Below are 19,856 nucleotides of genomic sequence, written 5' to 3' on the forward strand. Positions count from 1 at the left end.
AATCGACTGCATCGTGAGACACGAATTATGCGCCTGATAAGCGAAATTCGATGTGCGCGCGCACATCGAATTCAGGCTGAGGTTTACGCCTAGGTGACGAGCCGGATGCCCAGCCTCAGCCCAGAAAAACGTATTCCGCAAGATAGGGACTGCGCCCTTCCTGGCCTTCCTGCGTGCACGGGCCGCTCGGCGCCACGCCGCCGCGCGTGTCGAGCCGCTGGACGTAGCGCACCGTTGCGAGCAGGCCGGAGCCCCCGACGTTGTTTGCCTGCAGCAGCAGAAGCGGGATGCTGCCAGGCTGATCGGTATTCGGCGCCTGCTGCAGCACCTTGCCGGTGATCTTGCTGCCGTCAGTGGCTTCCCATGAAGGTCCGGCGCCGTGCTTCACGACCAGTTGACCCGACGCGTCGTACAGGTCGGCGCTAGGCGCCTTGAAGACCCACGCAAGCTGATTGTTCGAATCGCGCTTGCAGACATAGATCTGCGTGCCGCTTGCCTTGAGCGCAGCGATCACGTGGGTCGCTTCGCCAGGTGTCAGTGCAGCGGGAACCTCGGTTTGTGCAAGTGCGGCATTCATGCAAACCGCGCTGCCGGCGAGCGCGAGCGCAACACTCGTGAAAGCGCCCGCTATCCGGCGAAGCGGGGTACGGTGCAAAGCAAAGCTTAACGACATGCAGTGATCTCCTGAGTTTAAAACGCGCACTAAAACATTCTCCCCGGCGCGTCCGCAGCCTCGGGCAACCACGCCCCGATGGCCTCGCTTGTCCACACCGGATCGTCGTGCGGCAGATCGTGGCCGGCCCACGGATGCTGGATATGCGCCGCGCCCCACGCTGCCGCCAGTTTCGCCGAGCATACCGGGTTCACCAGTCGGTCGTGCGCCGACGACAGAATCAATGTAGCGCAGCGCGGCACGCTCGCGCCGGCACTGAAGCGCGCCGCCGCCCATAGCTGACGCAGCGCATTGGCGCGGCTCACCGGCGCACTCTCGCGAATCGCCACCCACGCGGCGAGATCGTCCGCCCGCGCCTCGGCATGGTTGCAGGTCAGCCGGTGGATGATCGCCTCGGCTTCGTGGCCGCGGCGCCAGTCGGCCGCCACCCGCAGCAGCCCCGGCCACGCCTGCGGCCGCAGACGCTCCGTCATGCGGCTGAACGGCCGCATGCTCGTATTGATCAGCACGAGCCGTTCGATCTCGCCGGGGTGCTGCTGCGCCCAGGCGGTCGCCACCATCCCGCCGAGCGACATTGCCAGCACCCGGTACGGGCCGGGCACGCTGCTTTGCTCTACCGCCGCCCGCACGAAGCCGACCATCGCAGCCACCTCGCCCGGCGCACGCTGGTCGATCAGCGCGCCGTTGCCCGGCAGGTCGAGCTGCAGCAAGCTGTCGGTCTTGACCGCGTCATGCAGGACAGCCGGGAAGCGGCCCCAGTGACGCGTCTCGCGCGTGAGTCCACGCAACAGGATCCACGTGCTCATGCACCCGCCGCCCGATACCAATGTTGAATCGCGTAATGCAGCAGTTGCTGGCGCCGGCTGCCCTGCGGCAACCAGCGCTGCGAGGCGAACGCTGCCCGCGTCAGGAAATCGAGCAGGTTCGCATGGCGCCGCAGCACCCGTGCCGTGCGGTGCGCTTTCACCGGATTGAACATGCCCTGGCGCGAGAACAGTTGCCGCGGATTCTTCTTGATCCACAGCCACGAGCCGAGTTCCAGCGTCATCGGCAGAAATACGTGCTCCGCCGGCGCACGGTCATAGGCACAGTCCCACAGATCGCCGTGCAGCAGATATTGATGGCTCTGCGGTTCGAAAGCGTAGCCGTGATGCGGATGGGCGCGCTCGAACATCGATTTCAGCACGAACATCTCGGGCAGATGCGGCATCAGCTTGCGTGTGCGCGCATAGGGAAACCAGATGCTGTCGCGCCAGCCGTAACCGGAGTGGCAATCGAGCGCGAAGCTGAGCGGCCGCGAGGCCAGTTCGGTATCCACCAGCTTGAGCAGCGCGGCCGCCTCGACTTCCATCGGCGCACCGCGCCGTCCGCGATACCACGGCAGCCACGCGCCCAGGCGCTGGCCGCCCGCCAGCAACGGCACGCGCTCGTCGGCGTCCTGCGGCGCGTTGCGCATCAGGTCCACGCCGTTCGGATTGGCGCGCGTGGCCGCCCACATCCCCCCCGGATTGCAGATGGGCATAAAGATCAGACGAATCGATTGCAACTGCCTGACCAGCAGCTCGTCCCATTCGAGGCGCGACAGCAAAGAGCGCATGTAGTCGAGCACCAGTTGCGTGCCGATGCGCTCGAGGCCGTGAATGCCGCCGAAAAACCCGATGGCCGGCGCCTGTGGATCGCTCGAGCCGATGCTCGCCGTCAGCACAGGAAAGGTGCGGCCGTGGACGTGCGCCTCGCAGAGCGTGTTGACTTCGAAGCTAGCGCTGCCGGCGTCGAGGATCGCCTTGAGATCCTCGTACTCCGCGAAGCTGTCGGGTAGAAAGCTGAGAGCCTGCATGGCGACGCCGAATGTGATTTGCAAGGTTATTGGGGACGGCACACGCGCTGTCTTCAGCAATATAGCCTGTTCGCGGCAAATATTAGATGACGGCGTGTGCGCCCTGCAGTTAGTGTCACATGGCTGACACATCGCTGCACGAACAAGGCCTCGCGCTCCGGCGCAAATTTCCCACACAGATAAAGTCGTATAGACGTTTAGATATCTTCACCGAACCGTCACAGAGCGTTCCTAGAATGGCTCCCACATTCCGGCGCGTGCCGGAGGCATGGACGGGATACGTATGGAAGCAATCCGCATCGAACGCCTCAGCAAGACTTTCACTAACGGCCGCAAGGCGCTCGACGAAATCGATCTGCGCGTCGGACAAGGCGAGATGGTCGCGCTGATCGGCGCGTCGGGCTCGGGCAAATCGACGCTGCTGCGCCACATCGCGGGCTTCACCGTGTCCGACGCACAGCCATCGCAGATTGCGATTCTCGGGCGGCCGATTCAGCAGAACGGCCGCATCGCGCGGGAAGTGCGGCGGATTCGCCGCGATATCGGCTTTGTGTTCCAGCAGTTCAATCTGGTCAACCGGCTCTCGGTGGAAACCAACGTGCTGATTGGCGCGCTGGCGCGGCTGCCGCTGTGGCGGCGCCTCGCCGGGCGCTTTCCGCGCAGCGAGCGCGCGCTCGCGCTGACTGCGCTCAGCGAGGTGGGGATTGCCGAACACGCTCGCGAACGCGCGGCGACGCTCTCCGGCGGACAGCAGCAACGCGCGGCGCTGGCCCGCGCGCTGGTGCAACGCGCCCGCATCGTCCTCGCCGACGAGCCGATCGCCTCGCTCGACCCGGAGTCGTCGCGCCGTGTGATGGAGATGCTGCGCGTGCTCAACCGCGACCATGGCCTGACCGTGCTGGTCTCGCTGCATCAGGTAGACATGGCGATGCAGTACTGCCCGCGCACCATCGCCCTGCGCCGCGGCAAGGTTGTCTACGACGGCCCGTCCGCCGCGCTCACCGCGCCGCTCCTGAAACAGCTCTATGGCGACGATGTACGCGAGCTGCTGGCCGAGAGTGCTGATGGTGTCGAAGGTGTCGACGGTGCCGAAGTTAAAGGCACGTCTGAAGCCGATCACCACACCGCCCCGGAGCACACGGATTCACCGCAGCGGCGCTATGCATTCGCCGCCGATCCTGCTCACGCCACCTGAAACCCCATAACCTGGCTTTCTCCTTCTGCCCTCCCTTTAGCAAACTGGATTACTAGTTCGATGAAACTCCTGCGCTCACTGATCGCCGGCGCGGCTGCACTTGTGTGCGTCGCCGCTCACGCCGAAGACCTCAATCTCGGCATCATCTCGACCGATTCGTCCGCGGTGCTCTCGCAGCGCTGGCAACCGCTGATTGACGACATGAGCAAGCAAACCGGCCTGCATGTCAAAGCATTCTTCGCGACCGACTACGCCGGCATTATCGAAGGCATGCGCTTCAACAAGGTCCAGGTGGGCTACTTCGGCAATGCCTCGGCAATGGAAGCCGTGGATCGCGCCAACGGTGAAGTGTTCGCCAAGATCACGTATGCGAACGGCGACTCCGGTTACAAATCGGTGCTGATCACCAATGTGAACAGCCGCTTCAAGACGCTCGACGATGTCTTCAGGAATACCAAGGATGTCACACTGGGCTTTGGCGATCCGAATTCCACCTCGGGCACGCTGATTCCCGGCTACTACCTGTTCGCGAAGCACAATGCGCCCGTGAACACCTCGTTCAAGGCCGTGTTGCCGTCGAGCCATGAAGCGAACCTGCTGGCCGTGGTGAACAACAAGATCGACATCGCGACCAACAACACCGAGATGCTCGACACGCTAAAGAAAGACCACCCGGACAAGTTCGCCCAGGTACGCGTGCTGTGGACCTCGCCGCTGATCGCATCGGACCCGCTCGTATGGCGCAAGGACCTGCCGCAGGCAACCAAGGACAGGCTGCGCACGTTCTTCCTCAACTACGGCAAGACCGACCCGCACGAAAAGGCCGTGATGGCGGCCATCACCGGTTATAGCGGCTTCACGGCATCGTCGGACGCGCAGTTGCTGCCGATCCGCCAGATTGCGTTGTTCCAGCAAAAGCAGAAGATTGCCGCGGATACGCATCTGTCGGACGACGATCGCAAGACCCAGCTCGCCGCGCTCGACGCGAAGCTGGACGCATTGAACGCCGCGATCTCGAAGCAATGAGCGCCGCCGACCTGAGCCCTCACCGCACGGCTAGCACGACGCGCGCGGCCGGCGCGTCGGCGGATAGCGGGGTCGGCAAACGAAGCTGGCTGTCGTTGCTCGGCTGGGTTGCCGTGTTTGCCGTGCTCGGCATTGGCTGGCACGGCGCGGATATGCGACCGTTCGATCTATGGTCCGACGCCGGCAATATGGGGCAGTTCGCCAAGGACTTCTTTCCGCCGGACTTCACCGAATGGCGTACGTACCTGCACGAAATGTATGTGACGCTGTCGGTCGCGGTGTGGGGTACGGCGCTTTCGCTGGTGTGCGCTGTGCCGTGCGGCCTGATGTGCGCGCGGAACATGGCGCCGCAATGGGTCGTGCAGCCTGTGCGGCGTGTCATGGATGCGTGCCGGGCGATCAATGAAATGGTCTTTGCGATGCTGTTCATTGTTGCGGTGGGTCTTGGGCCGTTTGCCGGTGTGCTGGCGTTGTGGGTGCATACCACGGGGGTGCTCGCCAAGCTGTTTGCTGAAGCGGTTGAGGCGATTGATCCGCGGCCTGCTGAGGGGGTGCGGGCTACCGGCGCAACCGGGCTTGATGAGATTGTTTTTGCTGTTTTGCCGCAGGTGATGCCGCTTTGGATCTCTTATGCGTTGTATCGGTTTGAGTCTAATGTGCGTTCCGCGATGGTTGTGGGGATGGTTGGTGCTGGCGGGATTGGTGTTGTGCTTTATGAAGCTATACGGTCGTTTGATTATGCTTCTACTGCTGCGGTTTTGATTTTGGTTATTGTTGTTGTCACTGTTATTGATCTTTTTTCTGCTTGGTTGCGGGGGAGGGTTATCTGATTGGGTGGTTTGGTTTTTTGGCCTTTCCTTGTTTTGCTTTTGGTCTATTGGTGTTGCCCCTGTGCGGGGCGGCACTTACTTTCTTTGCCGCCGCAAAGAAAGTAAGCAAAGAAAGCGGGCTGCAACCGCTAGCCCGTAGTGAGCCATCCCGGTTTGCTACCGGAAACGGCCCAAGACGAGACCCGCTCTCGTACCACCTACCTTAGTGACACAGCATTCATCCGTTCCAGCGTTGCGCTTCGCGCTTCGCCGTTGGGCATAACTCTTTCGGTGTGCTCGTTGGTGGGTGGTTTATCACTTCCTCACGCGAACTGCGGTAGCGTTGCGTCGATCGCGTCTGCGAGTGTATCGAAGGCCGGTGCAATCTCCTCGTCCGGTACGCAGGCGTAACCGATCAATAGTCCTGATGGTGACTCCTCCGGCTGCGCGTAGTAGCCCGATAGCGCTCGCACGACAATGTTGCGCTCCAGTGCCGCTGCTGCAACTGCCCGGTCGTCAGTACCCTCCGGCAATTGCATCACCAGATGCAGGCCAGCATCGCCGCCGACCGCCGGCATGGCGTCGCCGTAGCGGCGCGCGGCAGCGTCCAGTACCGTCTGGCGCCGTTGGCCGTAAAGCGTACGCATCCTGCGAATGTGCGAGGTGAAGTGCCCCTCTGCGATGAACTCGGCGAGTACCGCCTGTTGCAGCAGTTGTCCCTCTCGATACAACTCGGCGCTCGCGGTCGCGAAACTCTCGGCGAGCGCCTCGGGTACCACCAGGTAGCCGATACGCAAGCCGGGGAACAGCGTCTTGCCGAAACTGCCGACATAGATCACCTGTCCTGCTGTGTCCAACCCCTGTAGCGATGCCAGCGGCCGGCTGCCGTAGCGGAACTCGCTGTCGTAATCGTCCTCGATGATCCAGCATTGATGCTGTCGTGCATATTCGAGCAACATGCGCCGCCGTGCGAGGCTCATCACCATGCCGAGCGGGTATTGGTGCGATGGCGTGACCAGCATCAGCTTCGGCGGCTGAGCAAGATCGTCTGCTGACGGGTTGATCCCTTCGGTGTCGACGGCGATCGGCCGCGATTGCAAACCTGAGACATGCAGCACGCTGCGCACGCCCCAGTAGCACGGGTCTTCGGTCCAGATCACGTCGCCCGGATCGGATAGCAGGCGCACAGCCAGATCGACCGATTGATGAATCCCCGTCGTGATGATGATCTGCTCGGGCGTGCAGCGCACCGAACGTGAGGTGCGCAGATAGTCGGCAAGCGCATGCCTCAATAGCGCGAGGCCCCCGCCCGGTGCATACGTCAGCAACTCCGGCCTCAGCCTGCGCCAGTACTTGGCCTGCAGGCGGCTCCAGACACGGGCAGGAAACTTCGAGACATCCGGCACGCCTGGCATGAAAGCCCCCCACTGACGCTTCGACACCCCCGCCCCGGCGATCAATCGCGCCCCGCGCAGGGACAACGCCCGCCGTGCAGAGAGCGGTTGCGGCGCCGCGGCAGCCACGGCGGCGTCCGCTGCACCGACGATTTCATCAGGAGCGCTATCGGCCACGAAGGTGCCGCGTCCGGTGGTGGACGTGACATAACCCTCGAGTGCGAGCTGTTCGTAGACCTGGGTGACGGTATTGCGCGCAATGCCGAGTTCATTGGCAAGCAGCCGCGAAGACGGCACCTTGCTGCCGGCAGGCAGTTCGCGCGACAGGATGGCCTGCTGCAGCAAGCGGTGCAGTTGCCGGTAGATCGGCTGGCCGTTGCCGCGGTCCAGGCGCTGGGCCAGCCAGTCTGACAAAACGCTTGCACGCATAAGTGGCTCCTACATTTTTACTGAAATGGCTCTGAACGTCAGAGCCAAATCTTATTATAGTCGCTGCATGTGCCGTACCGAGTGGGCGGCTTCTGCCAAGACGGGAGTGAAGGAGATGACTGTGAAAAATGCTGATCTGAAGAGCCGCAAGGATGCCGCGACGCCGCGAGGCGTGGGCGTGATGTGCGATTTCTACGCGGCGCGTGCCGAGAACGCTGAACTGTGGGACGTTGAAGGCCGGCGCTTTATCGACTTTGCAGCGGGGATTGCCGTGTGCAACACAGGTCACCGGCACCCGAAGATTGTCGAAGCGATCCGCGCGCAACTCGATCGGTTCACGCACACGGCTTACCAGATCGTGCCGTACGAGTCGTATGTTTCGCTGGCGGAGAAGATCAATGAACGCGCGCCGGGCGACCACCCGAAGAAGACCGCATTCTTCACGACGGGCGTGGAAGCCGTTGAGAACGCCATCAAGATTGCGCGCGCCGCGACGGGCCGGCCGGGTGTGATTGCATTCACGGGTGGCTTTCATGGACGCACGATGATGGGCATGGCGCTGACGGGCAAGGTTGCGCCCTACAAGATTGGCTTTGGACCGTTTCCCGCGGACGTCTTCCACGCCCCGTTCCCGAATCCACTGCATGGCGTGACGACGGCGGACTCCTTGAAGGCGATTGAATTTCTGTTCAAGGCCGATATCGATCCGAAGCGAGTTGCTGCGATTATCTTCGAACCGGTACAGGGTGAAGGTGGCTTCTACCCGGCGCCAGTGGAGTTCGTGCGGGCGCTGCGCAAGCTGTGCAACGAGCACGGCATTTTGCTGATTGCGGACGAAGTGCAAACCGGTTTTGCGCGAACCGGCAAGCTGTTCGCGATGCACCACTACGACGTGGTGCCGGATTTGATGACGATTGCCAAGAGCCTGGCGGGCGGCATGCCGTTGTCCGGGGTGGTGGGTCGCGCAGAGATTATGGATGCGGCGGCGCCTGGCGGATTGGGCGGGACATATGCGGGGAATCCGCTCGCTGTGGCGGCTGCGCATGCTGTTTTGGACATTATCGATGAGGAGAAGCTCTGCGAGCGGGCTGTTTTGCTTGGGGATCGGTTGAAGGCGAAGCTGGTCTCGTTGCAGGGTGAGGTACCGCAGATTGCCGATGTGCGTGGGCCAGGGGCGATGGTGGCCGTTGAGTTTTGCAAGGCCGGGACGCATGAGCCGGATGCAGACTTTACCAAGCGGGTTCAGGCTCGCGCGCTGGAGCGCGGGTTGTTGTTGCTCGTTTGTGGGGTTTATTCCAATGTTGTTCGGTTTTTGTTTCCTCTCACTGTGCAGGAGGGTGTCTTCGACGAGGCTTTGGGCGTGATTGAGGATGTGTTGCGGGAAACTGTTGGTGTGGTTGTTTAGGGTTTCTTTTATTGCCTGCGCGGCGCTTTGGGGTGATTTGCCTGCGGCGCCTTGGTGTTTGGTTGTTTTTTTTATGGTGTTGGCCTTTCCTTGTTGTGTTATCGGTCTATTAGCGTTGCCCCTGTGCGGGGCGGCACCTACTTTTCTTTGCCGCCGCAAAGAAAAGTAGGCAAAAGAAAGCGGGCTGCAACCGCTAGCTTGTAGTGAGCCATCCTGGTTTGCCACCGGAAACGGCCCAAAACGAGACCCGCCCTCGCACCGCGCCCGTTAGTGACAAAGCACTCATCCACCCCACTCCGCACTCCGTGCGTCGCGGTCGGGTTTGCAAGGGAAACCAGGGGGCGCAACGACAACCACTTGTAGCGAGACCAAGCAACCGGCCAGCCGCAGCAATCAAACCGTCTGATTTCGGCTATGGAAAAATCCATATAGTTAGAATACCTACATATTTAACGGATCGAGTTATACCCAACGGCGGGGCGCGAAGCGCAACGCTGGAACGGATGAATGCTGTGTCACTAAGGTAGGTGGTACGAGAGCGGGTCTCGTCTTGGGCCGTTTCCGGTAGCAAACCGGGATGGCTCACTACGGGCTAGCGGTTGCAGCCCGCTTTCTTTGCTTACTTTCTTTGCGGCGGCAAAGAAAGTAAGTGCCGCCCCGCACAGGGGCGAAGCTAATAGACCGATAGCAAAGCAAGGAAAGGCCAACACCCTAGAAACACCGACCAAATACAAGGCGCCGCAGGCAATAACCCTTAGCACACCAAAAACATTCCACCATTAACGGAGTAAAAAAAGATGCCATCGCAGATAACCCTAAAAGACCCAACCCTGTTAAGAACAGAATCCTACATAGCAGGCGAATGGACAGAATCAGACGACACCACAACGCTGGAAGTAAAAAACCCAGCCACCTCAGAGCTAGTAGGAAAAATCCCCCGAATGGGCCAAGCAGAAACCCGCCGTGCGATCGAAGCGGCCAACAAAGCCTGGCCAGCATGGCGAAACAAAACCGCCAGGCAACGCTCAACGATCCTCCGCACCTGGCACGACCTGATGCTGGCGAACGCCGACGACCTCGCCCTGATCCTCACCACCGAACAAGGCAAACCCCTGGCCGAAGCCAAAGGCGAAATCCTCTACGCCGCATCCTTCCTGGAATGGTTCGCAGAAGAAGCCAAGCGCGTCTACGGCGACACCATCCCCACGCCGGCGGCGGATAAACGCATCGTCGTCACCAAAGAACCCATCGGCGTGTGCGCCGCCATCACCCCGTGGAATTTTCCCGCGGCCATGATCACCCGTAAGGTCGGTCCCGCGCTTGCCGCCGGTTGCCCCATCATCGTCAAGCCCGCCGAGGCAACGCCGTTCTCCGCGCTAGCCCTCGCCGTGCTCGCCGAGCGCGCCGGTGTGCCGCCCGGTATCTTTAGCGTCGTTACCGGCGACCCCAAAGCCATCGGCGCCGAAATGACCGGTAACCCGATCGTGCGCAAACTGTCGTTCACAGGCTCGACCGCCATTGGCCGTCTCCTGATGGCGCAATGCGCTCCCACCGTCAAAAAAGTCTCGCTCGAACTCGGCGGCAACGCACCCTTCATCGTCTTCGAAGACGCCGATCTCGATGCGGCCGTCGCCGGCGCCATCGCCTCCAAATACCGCAACAGCGGCCAGACCTGCGTCTGCACCAATCGCTTCTATGTGCACGACAAGGTCTATGACGCCTTCGCCGCCAAGCTGCGCGAGGCGGTCGAGCAGTTGAAGATCGGTCGCGGCACCGATGACGGCGTCACGCAAGGCCCGCTCATCAATGAGGCGGCCGTGCTCAAGGTCGAGTCGCATATCGAAGATGCGCTCGCCAAGGGCGCTCGCATCGTCACCGGCGGCAAGCGCCATGCGCTCGGTCACGGCTTCTTCGAACCGACCGTCCTCGCCGACGTCACACCGGCCATGAAAGTGGCCCGTGACGAAACGTTCGGTCCGCTCGCGCCGTTGTTCCGCTTCTCGTCGGATGAGGAAGTCGTCAGCCTCGCCAACGATACCGAGTTCGGACTCGCCTCGTACTTCTATAGCCGCGATATCAGCCGCGTGTGGCGCGTCGCCGAAGCACTCGAATACGGCATGGTGGGTATCAACACCGGGTTGATCTCAAACGAGGTCGCACCGTTCGGCGGCGTCAAGCAATCCGGGCTTGGCCGCGAAGGATCGCACTACGGTATCGACGACTATGTCGTCATCAAGTATCTGTGCATCGGCGGGGTTTGAGGTAAGGCGGCAGCGGCGGTCATGTCCGACTCTGGGCATGACCGCTTCCAACTCGGGCAAATCGCGAGCTTTGCCTTCAGGACGGCCAATGCAACGCGGCACGAAGCTGAGCTGCGCGTTCGGCCGCCGCGCTCTGGTCGCTCTGTGTGCCCGTCAGATATTGGCTGGTGTCGGACGTGCCGGTCTCAGACGTGCCCAATTGCAGCAGGGCCAGTACGTTTCGCGCCAGCAGTCCGTTCACGCATGCGTCGGGCACCGAGCATAACTGGCTCAGCATGGCCAGTGCCGCCGGGTTGGCGTGGGCGGCCAGCGCAAATACGCGGTCGCCCAGCATATCGCCGCTCGGCAACGGAATCCCCAACCACTGGTCCGGGTAGCGATCCGCCAGCGTCAGAACGGCGGCGGGCTGGCTTGCATCAGCGGCCTTTTTTAGCAGATCGTCTGCGTAGCGCGCGCCGTGCAGTTTCACATCGCCGCAGCGCAATCCTTCCTCCTGGGCAGACAACACTCCGCGCTCGCAGGCATCGGCCCAGGCCGCCGCTTCAGCCAGACCTTCCGGGTCGCTGCGCGCGACAAGCGCACTGAAGTCCGGATACGAAAGCGCACGTTGCAGTGCCTCGCTTAGCGTGTTGCTGATGCCGGGCCCCGACTGCACAGCGGTGCCGCTGCGTCCTGCGGACTCGAGCTGCGCCAGCACGTCGATACCCGAGTGTGCGGAGGAATTCGGTTCATTGGTTAAGCGCGGCGTCGAGTGCGCGCTGCCAGTCGCAAGCGCATCCGGGGTCTGGGTCGCCGCCTGTGTGGCGACGGGCGTCGTGCGCCCTGCTGCAAACGTCGGCCAGCGCCCCATCAATGCCAGGGTCACGGCAATCGTGACGGATCCGCATATTACCCATCCTGCGAAACTCAATAGAGAGGTCGCAGCAGTTTTTTCCGCCTTGCGCGAGGACCGCATGTCAGCTCCCATATCAGCGAACAAAATCGGAAACCATTCTATTCGGCGCGCGCCTGATTGTGCGAACCATTGCAATACCGGGAAGCAGAATACGTCAATTGCATCACACCGCCCGGTAAAGCCGCATTCTGGCTAACCGAGACAATTCATGCGAGCGTTTTAAATCACAGCCGGGTGACGATCTTAAGCGCCGCCTGCCACCACCGCCTGTTTGGATCAAAGACTCTATGTACACGCAAGGCCTGTAGGGCTAGTGTATGCCCACAAATTATCTGAATAACCGGCCATCGGGTGCAATGCACCACGACATCACGATCTATCGAGGAAAACAACTGCATTGAAAAATCGCGATGCACAAAGCATATCGCGAACTTCAGCTTATTTTTGATGCAATTTGCATTGTTCGCATGAAACGCTTTTCCGTTTAAGGCGTCGGTTTGTGCCGCGCATAACGGTTGGCGCGCTTGTCCGCAGAAAGCTCATAAACCGGCACACGAATGCCGGATGAATCAGTGTTGTTGTGGTTTTTAATAAAAACATAGCCACGGAGACAAATGATGGCGTATCGAGAAAGCACGCGAGGCTTTGCAGTCTTCATCATTAGCGCACTCGCATTTCCTGTACTGCTGGCGGCGTGCAACGGCAGTTCGCCCGGTGCACCGGGTCCTATCTCCGTCACGCAATGTAGCGGCAGCAGTTGTACGCCACAGGGTGCGCCCTCTTCCACGCCCGTGACTGTCAAGCAGCTCTGCCCCGAGTCGCTCGACTACTCGACGACCTATACGGGCGGCTCGGGAAGCGGCGAATACATCAAGGTGCAGTTCGACTCCACCAAGATGCAGTATCAGATGACCTTTGTCGAATCGTTCGTGCCCACCTCGGCTGGGCAGATCAACCAGTCGCGCGCAGGTCTGACCATCACCGGTTCGTACGTGCATCCCAACCAGTACCAGGTGACCGACTCGACCGGCAAGGTCAGCACGCCCTATGCGTTGCTGACCGCCGAGCAGAATCGTTGCGCGATCCTGCTGGAAAACGGCGCGACCTCGGACCGCAGCTATTCGATCACCGTCAACCCGCAGGATCCGCCCATGCTGTTCGTCGGCGAGGGGATCGTCGGCGGCGGCATTCCGGGCGCCTCGATTCAATTTAACGGCGTGCAACTGTTCCCCGGATACACGATCGGTGCGGTCCCGGCGCGCACTTTCGATTCGTACCCGTTCCTAGGTTTCAGCCAGACGGTCACCGATTTTTCCAAGGTTGCGGGTACCTACAACGAATTGGGATTTCGCGTGACGCCCGAAGGTACCAGTTTCCAGAGCGGAGCACCGGTCGTCACCGCGGGCAGCAATGTCGGCTGGCAGCCGGACGCGATCCAGGCCTCTGAAACCTTCAATGCCGACGGATCATGCGTGCCTGACACATCCACTTACTCGTGCAAGTCCACGGGCGCGCCATGGACGCTGCGAACCAATGCGAATGGCACGCCCGACAACGTTTTCGTCAGCACCCCGCCAAGCGGACAGTTCTACTACCCCGCGGTCGGCCAGTCGATCACCCAGCTGGTCGGCGGCACCAACAGCGCTCACGGCATCATGATTGTCGGCAACGTCAACGGTCAACTGGTGCCGGTCATCATCCGGGTCGGGTATGCCTCCACCACGGCGGGTAATCCCTTCGCCTCGGTGCTGGACGACCAGCTCGGCATTTCCCTGCTTGCGCCCGCCTCGCAACTGACGTCAGGCAGCTTGAGCGGCGGCTATATCGGCGCCAACAGCGCGTCTGCCTGCGGTGCGGTCACGTATGGCGGCGCCGTGCAAGGCAGTGTGGTGATCAACGGCCAGTACACGACCGCCTATGCCTCCGCCGGTGCTTGCATTGACGGCAGCGCGTCGAGCGCACCGGGCGTGAACTACACGTCGACGCTGTTTCAAGGCTCGGTGGGGAAATTGATCGACCCATTCACGACTGTGGACTCGGGCGACTTCAACTTCGACTATACGCAATCGAAACCGGGCCTCGTCAACGTCACTGCGGCAAGGCCGCTGATGTCGGGCAATACCCAGATCTACAAGGCCGGCGATACCGGCGTGATGGTTCAGGTGGGGCCGGTGTACGGATTGCTGATGAACGGCGTCAATACCCCCTCGGCGACACCAACCCAGGCCGGCATCGTCAACCCTTACCTGTCGATCGGCGCATTCGTGCAATAGCAAACCTATTACGCATGGGGTTCGTATGTCCTTGAGGTTAACCCAATCTTAAGGATTACGAATGACTCTGTGCGGCCATCCGTATCACATTACGCATGGCCGCACGGATGGAGGCAGTTTGTTTCGTCAACAGGCGAGGCAGCGATGTCCCTGCACACCACTGCATGACGCCTATGTCCGGCAACTTCGTTGCCATTTAACCATGGAAGGCAAATCATGAAGCTCATCAAGACGTTCGCTCGCGGTGGTGCTGTCGCCCTCATTTGCGCCGCCCTCTCACCTATTGTCTCAGCCGCCACAATCGGCCCGGCGGGCTCATCCTTCAGTGCGCCAGGTACGATCAACGTCAGCACACCGATCGCTCCGAACGTCAGTTGCGGCATCACGCTGAGCGGCGTAGTCAGCACCGACGGCAGCTACGCCCAGATCAATTCCGTTGCCATCACCGGCGGTGGCCTATGCGGTGTGCCGCAGATCATCGGCCTGCCATGGAAGCTCGTCGCCACCAGCACGACGGCTGGCAATGTGGCGAACGTCGGGTTTAGCGTGCTGGGCGCGAATTGCGGCCCGTCGACCATCAACGGTAGCTGGAGCAACGCAACCAATACACTGAGCGCAAGCAATCAGCCGCTTACCGGCAATTGCACGGTCAATAGTCTGTCGGTCAGCCCGAACCCGGCGTTTACGGTTTCGCCGTAAGCGCCGCACGAGCTTCGCCGCGTTACGCGGCGAAGCTCACCGTGAAATTGCTGCTCATGGCAAGACTGGAGCCAGTTGCAGGAACAAAGGGCGGCTCGGTCTCAGCGAAACATGCAACACGGGTTGGGGCGCACTCATCCCGTCGGGCACAGACAGTTGAAACCGCTGCAAGAGCATGGCCGCGATCACGGTCAGTTCGGTCATGGCAAGGTGCTGCCCCAGGCAAACGCGCGGCCCGGCGCCAAACGGCAGATAAGCGCCGCGCGGAACCTCAGGTGCGCCTGGCGCGAAGCGCTCCGGCCGGAACGCCAGTGGATCAGGGAACCAGCGTGAATCGTGGTGCATCGCCTGAACCGGCACCATGAACATGGTTCGTGCAGGGAACTGCCAGGCGCCCAAGGTAATCGGTTTAAGCGAGCGGCGGCTGTTGAGCACCGGTGCGCTCGGGTAAAGACGCAGCGTTTCCTGAAGCGTCTGCGTCAGATAAGGCAGCGACCGCAAGTGGTCCACGGTCGGCGCGCGGCCCGCCAGCACGCTGCGAACTTCCCCACGCGCAGCGGCCTGCACTGTGGCATGGCCGGCCATACACCACACCCACCAGGTCAGCGTCGCCGCAAGGGTTTCATGGCCCGCGAGGAACGTCGTCATGCATTCGTCGTGCACCGCTTGTAGCGGCCACGCCTGCGGGTCATCGAAGTGCATCTGCAACAGGCTGGACAACAGGTCGCCGGGCCAGCTATCGCGCGGCTGGCGCATGCGAGCCTGCAAATGGCGGCCAACCATGTCCCGCAGCATAGCCAGCGCCGCACGCTTCGTGCGCTTCCATGGCGCCCAGTCAGGTGCGCTTGCCGGCCAATAGAACTCGGCATTGGCCGCTACGATCACCGTATGAACGGCCCGCTCTGCGATACGGGCGTCATCGCCTAGTGCAGTTGAAAACATCATGCGCAGGATCAGGTCCATGGCCACCGAGGTCAACGCACTCTCGACCGGCCAGCGCGGGTCCTTCTGTGGCCAGCGCGTGAACGCCTGTTCGACGGCCGCCACCATCGAGGGCACGAAAGCCTCAACCGCTTTGCGCGAGAAATTGGGCAATAGGGCGTGCCGCTTGCCGCGCCATATATCGCCCTCGGCAATGAACACGCTATGTCCCTGCAGACGGGAAAAAACACGCATCCCTCGTTCCCAGCGAATCAACGCCTCGTGGTGCGTGACCAGCAGGTCCCGTGCAAGTTGCGGATCGGCGACCACGATCTGATGTTCGGGCCAGATGCGCAGATGCACCACATCGCCGAAGCTCTGCTGCCAGCTTGCAAGCGTGCCCAGCATGTCGTTGGACATGCGCCTGAGCAAACCCCAGCCCGTCACACCAGTTGGCGGCCCCGGCGGCCAGACACCAGGAGGATGGCAAAGCGGCGGCGCGGACGATGGCTGCGCGCGGAATGGGCATTGAGGCGAAGAGGGTGTGTTCATGGCACGTATTGTTCGCCTTTGCAGCGGCAGCGTCTTGAACGCAAACGACATCGCCCACGCGGTCTGCGGACGAGGCTTGCGGTGTCCGGCGTGACACCCGCGCTGCGTTTGCTTAAACTGCGTCACCATGATGCTCGAGATTCCCTCGCTCCTGCCGCCCTGTCCCGATCCGCTGATCCGCGCTGCTCGCATCGCCCCTGACGAGACAACCCCACATGCGCGGCTTTACCTCGCACCGGCTGCTTTGCAAGGCGCGTTTGTGGCGCTCATCAGCCGCGATACGCGCAGCCTGCAGCTGAATAGTGCGCAACGCGTAACGCATTTTCCGGCCTCGCCGCTGGTGTGTCTTTCATGGTTCCAGGAGGCTGACGTAGGGCTGGCGGAACGCACGGCGGACGGTCCGCAATGGCGCCCGTTCGGTGCTGCCGTCGTGCTCTCCGGCAGCCAGTCTCGCCCCACCGCTAGCTGGGCGCCGTCTACGGGGCGCGGCTACATATTGTGCTTGACCGTTGACGTTGCCCAGACGCTGTTTGGAATCGATCTGACCGCGATTCATGACCGGTTCGTCGACGCACAGACGTTACTCGGCAAAGTCTGGTGGCCTCTATTGGAGGCGCTGCTCGGCGCTCACGACGATGCAGCCACCCTGTCGGTACTCGAACGCCATCTTGTACCGCGCTGGCACGCACTCCAGGGACGAAAATCGGGCGCGCCTTCGTTGCGTCAAGCGGGCCGTCATTGGGTCGAACGCCTCGCCTGGCAGGCCCACGAATGGCGGCGCACGCTCAGTCCACGCCAGGTGGAACGCCGCATCCAGGCGTACAGCGGGCGATCCTTGCGGCAGTGGCAATCACTGGTGAAATCCGAAGGCGCGTTCTTTAGCGCAAGAGATCGCTTTGACGTGGGACAAGCGTTCGACTGGGCCGCACTAGCCGCCGATGAAGGTTTTGCCGATCAAGCCCACCTGAGCCGCAAGACCAGACAGATCACAGGTTTTACGCCCAGCGAATTTGCTCAGCGTTTTGTGCACGATGAATCGTTCTGGTTGTACCGCTTATGGGTGTGACCGTGCTCTCGAACAGAAAGGAAAATTCAATGCCGCAATCCTTCACCCGGCGAAGCCTGATCCTTGGACTGCCACTTCTTCTTGGCATGAGCGCTGCTGGTCCGCTTTTCGCATCCGAATCGCCGCTAGCCGATATTGAACGCCGATACGGTGGCCGCCTCGGCGTCTTCGCTCTCGATACCGGCTCAGGACGAACGCTCAGTTATCGCGCCGACGAGCGCTTTCTGATGTGCAGCACGTTCAAGGGACTGCTGGCCGCGCAGATACTCGCGCGTGTAGACGCGGGAAAAGAGAACCTTGCGCGCCTCGTACGCTACACCGAGAAAGACCTTATTTTTACCTCGCCCGTGACGAAGGCCAACGTGGCGCTTGGCGCCATGCCGGTTGGCGCGCTCTGCCAGGCCATCGTGGAGGTGAGCGACAACACGGCCGCGATTTTGCTGATGCGAAGCGCGGGTGGACCCGCGGGCCTAACCCGGTTTATCCGCGGCCTCGGAGATACGGTCACCCGCTCGGACCGGTATGAGCCCGAGTCCAACAAGTACAGTGGCTCGCTGGACACAACCAGTCCCAAAGCAATCGCCACGCTGGCGAACAGAATTCTTTTAGGCGATGTTCTGAGCCCAACATCGCGCGCACAACTGGAAACCTGGATGGTCGCGGCGCGGCCCGGCCTCAACAGGATCCGGGCGGCCTTGCCTGCGGATTGGCAGGCCGCGGATCGGCCCGGAACAAGCGTCGAAGAAGAAACCAACGACTACGCATTAGTGCGGCCGCCCGGACGTGCTCCGCTGCTCATAGCCGCTTATTACGACGCGCCGGGCGTCAGTATGGACGCTCGCGAGGCCGTTTTGCGGGAGGCCGGCGCTGCCTTCGTGAACTGGGCCAAGGCCAGCGCGTGATGACAAAAGCGGCTTCTCAAGGCCGCCCGGCTGAAGAAAAAACGGCGCGCACCTCGCGGTACGCGCCGTCAAAGCGGCAAGTGCGCAGTCCGGCAGCGAGCCGGACCGCACGCATCAAAAGATATTGCGCATGCCCACTGCAATGCCGGTCTGGTTGTTGCGGCCTGGGAAGTCCGCGGTCGCGGCCCCGGTTCCGTGAATGAAATCGACTGTGCCGTACACTTCGGTGCGCTTGGACAGCGAGTACTCGGCAAGCAGCACACCCGAGTAGCGGACGCCGCGGCCGAGTGTCGTGCCGTCGGCATCCAGCGCATTGCGCGAGTGGTCGTAGTAGCCCGCTGCGGTCAGCAGCAGCGGCGTCGTCACCTGCCAGGTTGTACCCACGTAGAAGCCATCGTCGATCCGGTTGGTGTTCGTGACAGGTGTCGACCAGCCGGCAGCCGGCGAGTTCGCCGCCGCCATATACAGGTCGACCATACCGGTGTTGTCCTGCGCATGCAGCCAGCCCGCATAAGCCTTGACCGTGCTGAATGCATACACCGCGCTCACGTTGACCACCTTGAACTTGTTGTTCTGCGGGTCGCTGTTCTGCTGGTAGCCGGCGTCAAGCGACAGGCCTGCGTATGTATAGGACGCGGTCAGGCCATACATGCTGTTCGCACCCGTGCTGCCGGCGACGCCGCCAAAGCTGTACATGCCCTCGACATTCAGGCCACCGAACTGGCCGTTGTACTTGACGGAGTTGTTCTCGCGCAGGCCGTAGCCGAGTGCGCCGGGCAGCCAGCCATCCTGATCGAAGTTACCCACGGTCAGCGGGTCGTAGACATTGCCGAGCTGGTCGAACAGCGGCGTGTTCTGGCGGCCGAAGGTGAGCGCGCCGTACTGGTTGCTCGACAGCCCAACATAAGCCATCCGGTTGAACAATTGATTCTGGCTCGCGAACTGCCCATTCCAGAGATTAAAACCGTCTTCCAGCCGGAATACGGCAGACAGGCCGCCGCCCAGGTCTTCATTGCCCTTCAGGCCCCAGCGGCTGCCGGTAATCGGGCCGACGCCCATCGAAACCTGGCTATCGTTGTTCGCGTTCGCGTTGGTCAGATAGCGCACGCTCGTGTCGACAATACCGTACAGCGTGACCGAGGTTTGCGCAAAAGCGGCGTGGGCCGAGAGGGCAAGCAGTGCCCCGCCAATAGCAATCGTGATTTTCTTCACCGGGATTTTCCGTTTGTTTATTTATTGGGCACTCCGCCTCTGTCGGCTGCGGCCTCAGGTCATGGGCCAAGTGCATTTACGGGGTCGATGATATTTCTGTGACAGAATTTTAAAAAATCTTTTAATTCCCATGTCGCCTGTTTGCAACATTTGATGCGAACCGGTGTTACGCGTAAAGCCCCGCCAGAATAGCGGCGCATTGGCGCCCAAGATCGAATTGATGCCTGTTTGGTATTTCCCCTCATTGGAATGGGTTGGCCTCGCGTGCTTATTCGAAGCGAAAAGCGCTTGTGGAAAGCGTGCTCTA

16 protein-coding genes are annotated in these 19,856 nt (G+C 61.5%); 9 read left to right on the plus strand and 7 right to left on the minus strand.

Annotated elements, in window-relative coordinates; genetic code table 11:
* Positions 1-115 precede the first annotated feature (115 nt).
* From FFS45_RS00790 to FFS45_RS00800, 3 genes are read right to left on the minus strand one after another with little or no spacing between them, the layout of a single operon-like run.
* Positions 116-673, minus strand: a complete 558-nt coding sequence (locus tag FFS45_RS00790; protein WP_171029528.1) for a DUF3455 domain-containing protein — start codon at positions 671-673, stop codon at positions 116-118.
* Between the two features lie 29 nt (positions 674-702).
* A complete protein-coding gene (locus FFS45_RS00795) occupies positions 703-1,479 on the minus strand; it encodes an alpha/beta hydrolase (RefSeq protein WP_137952785.1) in 777 nt (258 codons plus the stop codon).
* On the minus strand, positions 1,476-2,510 hold the full coding sequence (locus FFS45_RS00800) for a M14 family zinc carboxypeptidase (protein ID WP_137952786.1): 1,035 nt from the start codon (positions 2,508-2,510) through the stop codon (positions 1,476-1,478). Before FFS45_RS00800 ends, FFS45_RS00795 begins: the two co-directional genes overlap by 4 nt.
* Positions 2,511-2,778: 268 nt before the next feature.
* Here FFS45_RS00800 and phnC point away from each other — a divergent pair, with 268 nt between their 5' ends.
* The 3 genes from phnC to phnE are packed head-to-tail and all read left to right on the plus strand — an operon-like array spanning position 2,779 to position 5,561.
* Positions 2,779-3,705, plus strand: coding sequence for a phosphonate ABC transporter ATP-binding protein (gene phnC, locus FFS45_RS00805; RefSeq protein ID WP_171029529.1), 927 nt, complete (start codon positions 2,779-2,781; stop codon positions 3,703-3,705).
* Between the two features lie 60 nt (positions 3,706-3,765).
* Positions 3,766-4,731 carry a phosphonate ABC transporter substrate-binding protein gene (gene phnD, locus FFS45_RS00810; RefSeq protein WP_137952787.1) on the plus strand — a complete coding sequence of 322 codons (966 nt, stop codon included), beginning with the start codon at positions 3,766-3,768 and terminating at the stop codon, positions 4,729-4,731.
* Positions 4,728-5,561: a phosphonate ABC transporter, permease protein PhnE gene (gene phnE / locus FFS45_RS00815; protein WP_137952788.1), complete on the plus strand. Its 834-nt coding sequence runs from the start codon at positions 4,728-4,730 to the stop codon at positions 5,559-5,561. The genes phnD and phnE overlap by 4 nt, the downstream gene beginning before the upstream one ends.
* A gap of 302 nt (positions 5,562-5,863) precedes the next feature.
* Here phnE and FFS45_RS00820 read toward each other — a convergent pair whose 3' ends face one another.
* Entirely contained in the window at positions 5,864-7,363 is a 1,500-nt protein-coding gene (locus FFS45_RS00820) for a PLP-dependent aminotransferase family protein (RefSeq protein WP_137952789.1), read from the minus strand.
* A gap of 115 nt (positions 7,364-7,478) precedes the next feature.
* On the opposite strand from FFS45_RS00820, the gene FFS45_RS00825 reads away from it, so the two are divergent.
* Positions 7,479-8,768, plus strand: a complete 1,290-nt coding sequence (locus FFS45_RS00825; protein ID WP_137953076.1) for a 4-aminobutyrate--2-oxoglutarate transaminase — start codon at positions 7,479-7,481, stop codon at positions 8,766-8,768.
* 797 nt (positions 8,769-9,565) lie between these two features.
* Positions 9,566-11,029 (plus strand): NAD-dependent succinate-semialdehyde dehydrogenase, encoded by a 1,464-nt coding sequence (locus FFS45_RS00830; protein WP_137952790.1) that lies wholly within the window; start codon positions 9,566-9,568, stop codon positions 11,027-11,029.
* A gap of 76 nt (positions 11,030-11,105) precedes the next feature.
* Here FFS45_RS00830 and FFS45_RS00835 read toward each other — a convergent pair whose 3' ends face one another.
* Positions 11,106-11,894 carry a hypothetical protein gene (locus FFS45_RS00835; RefSeq protein WP_137952791.1) on the minus strand — a complete coding sequence of 263 codons (789 nt, stop codon included), beginning with the start codon at positions 11,892-11,894 and terminating at the stop codon, positions 11,106-11,108.
* A gap of 644 nt (positions 11,895-12,538) precedes the next feature.
* Here FFS45_RS00835 and FFS45_RS00840 point away from each other — a divergent pair.
* Positions 12,539-14,197 (plus strand): DUF2957 domain-containing protein, encoded by a 1,659-nt coding sequence (locus tag FFS45_RS00840; protein WP_249362503.1) that lies wholly within the window; start codon positions 12,539-12,541, stop codon positions 14,195-14,197.
* Between the two features lie 216 nt (positions 14,198-14,413).
* Complete coding sequence (gene praA, locus FFS45_RS00845) at positions 14,414-14,896, plus strand: alkane oxidation protein activator PraA (protein WP_137952792.1); 483 nt, start codon at positions 14,414-14,416, stop codon at positions 14,894-14,896.
* A 54-nt stretch (positions 14,897-14,950) separates the two neighbouring features.
* Here the strand turns inward: praA and FFS45_RS00850 are convergent, their stop codons facing one another.
* Complete coding sequence (locus tag FFS45_RS00850; RefSeq protein WP_137952793.1) at positions 14,951-16,369, minus strand: cytochrome P450; 1,419 nt, start codon at positions 16,367-16,369, stop codon at positions 14,951-14,953.
* Between the two features lie 127 nt (positions 16,370-16,496).
* On the opposite strand from FFS45_RS00850, the gene FFS45_RS00855 reads away from it, so the two are divergent.
* Positions 16,497-17,435, plus strand: coding sequence for an AraC family transcriptional regulator (locus FFS45_RS00855; RefSeq protein WP_349292305.1), 939 nt, complete (start codon positions 16,497-16,499; stop codon positions 17,433-17,435).
* A gap of 29 nt (positions 17,436-17,464) precedes the next feature.
* On the plus strand, positions 17,465-18,337 hold the full coding sequence (gene bla / locus FFS45_RS00860; protein WP_137952794.1) for a class A beta-lactamase: 873 nt from the start codon (positions 17,465-17,467) through the stop codon (positions 18,335-18,337).
* Between the two features lie 114 nt (positions 18,338-18,451).
* Here bla and FFS45_RS00865 read toward each other — a convergent pair whose 3' ends face one another.
* The gene (locus FFS45_RS00865; RefSeq protein WP_137952795.1) at positions 18,452-19,549 is read right to left on the minus strand and encodes a porin; all 1,098 of its coding nucleotides are present in this window, start codon (positions 19,547-19,549) and stop codon (positions 18,452-18,454) included.
* Positions 19,550-19,856 lie beyond the last annotated feature (307 nt).

The organism is Burkholderia sp. 4M9327F10 (genome assembly GCF_005503145.1).
GTDB lineage: Bacteria > Pseudomonadota > Gammaproteobacteria > Burkholderiales > Burkholderiaceae > Paraburkholderia.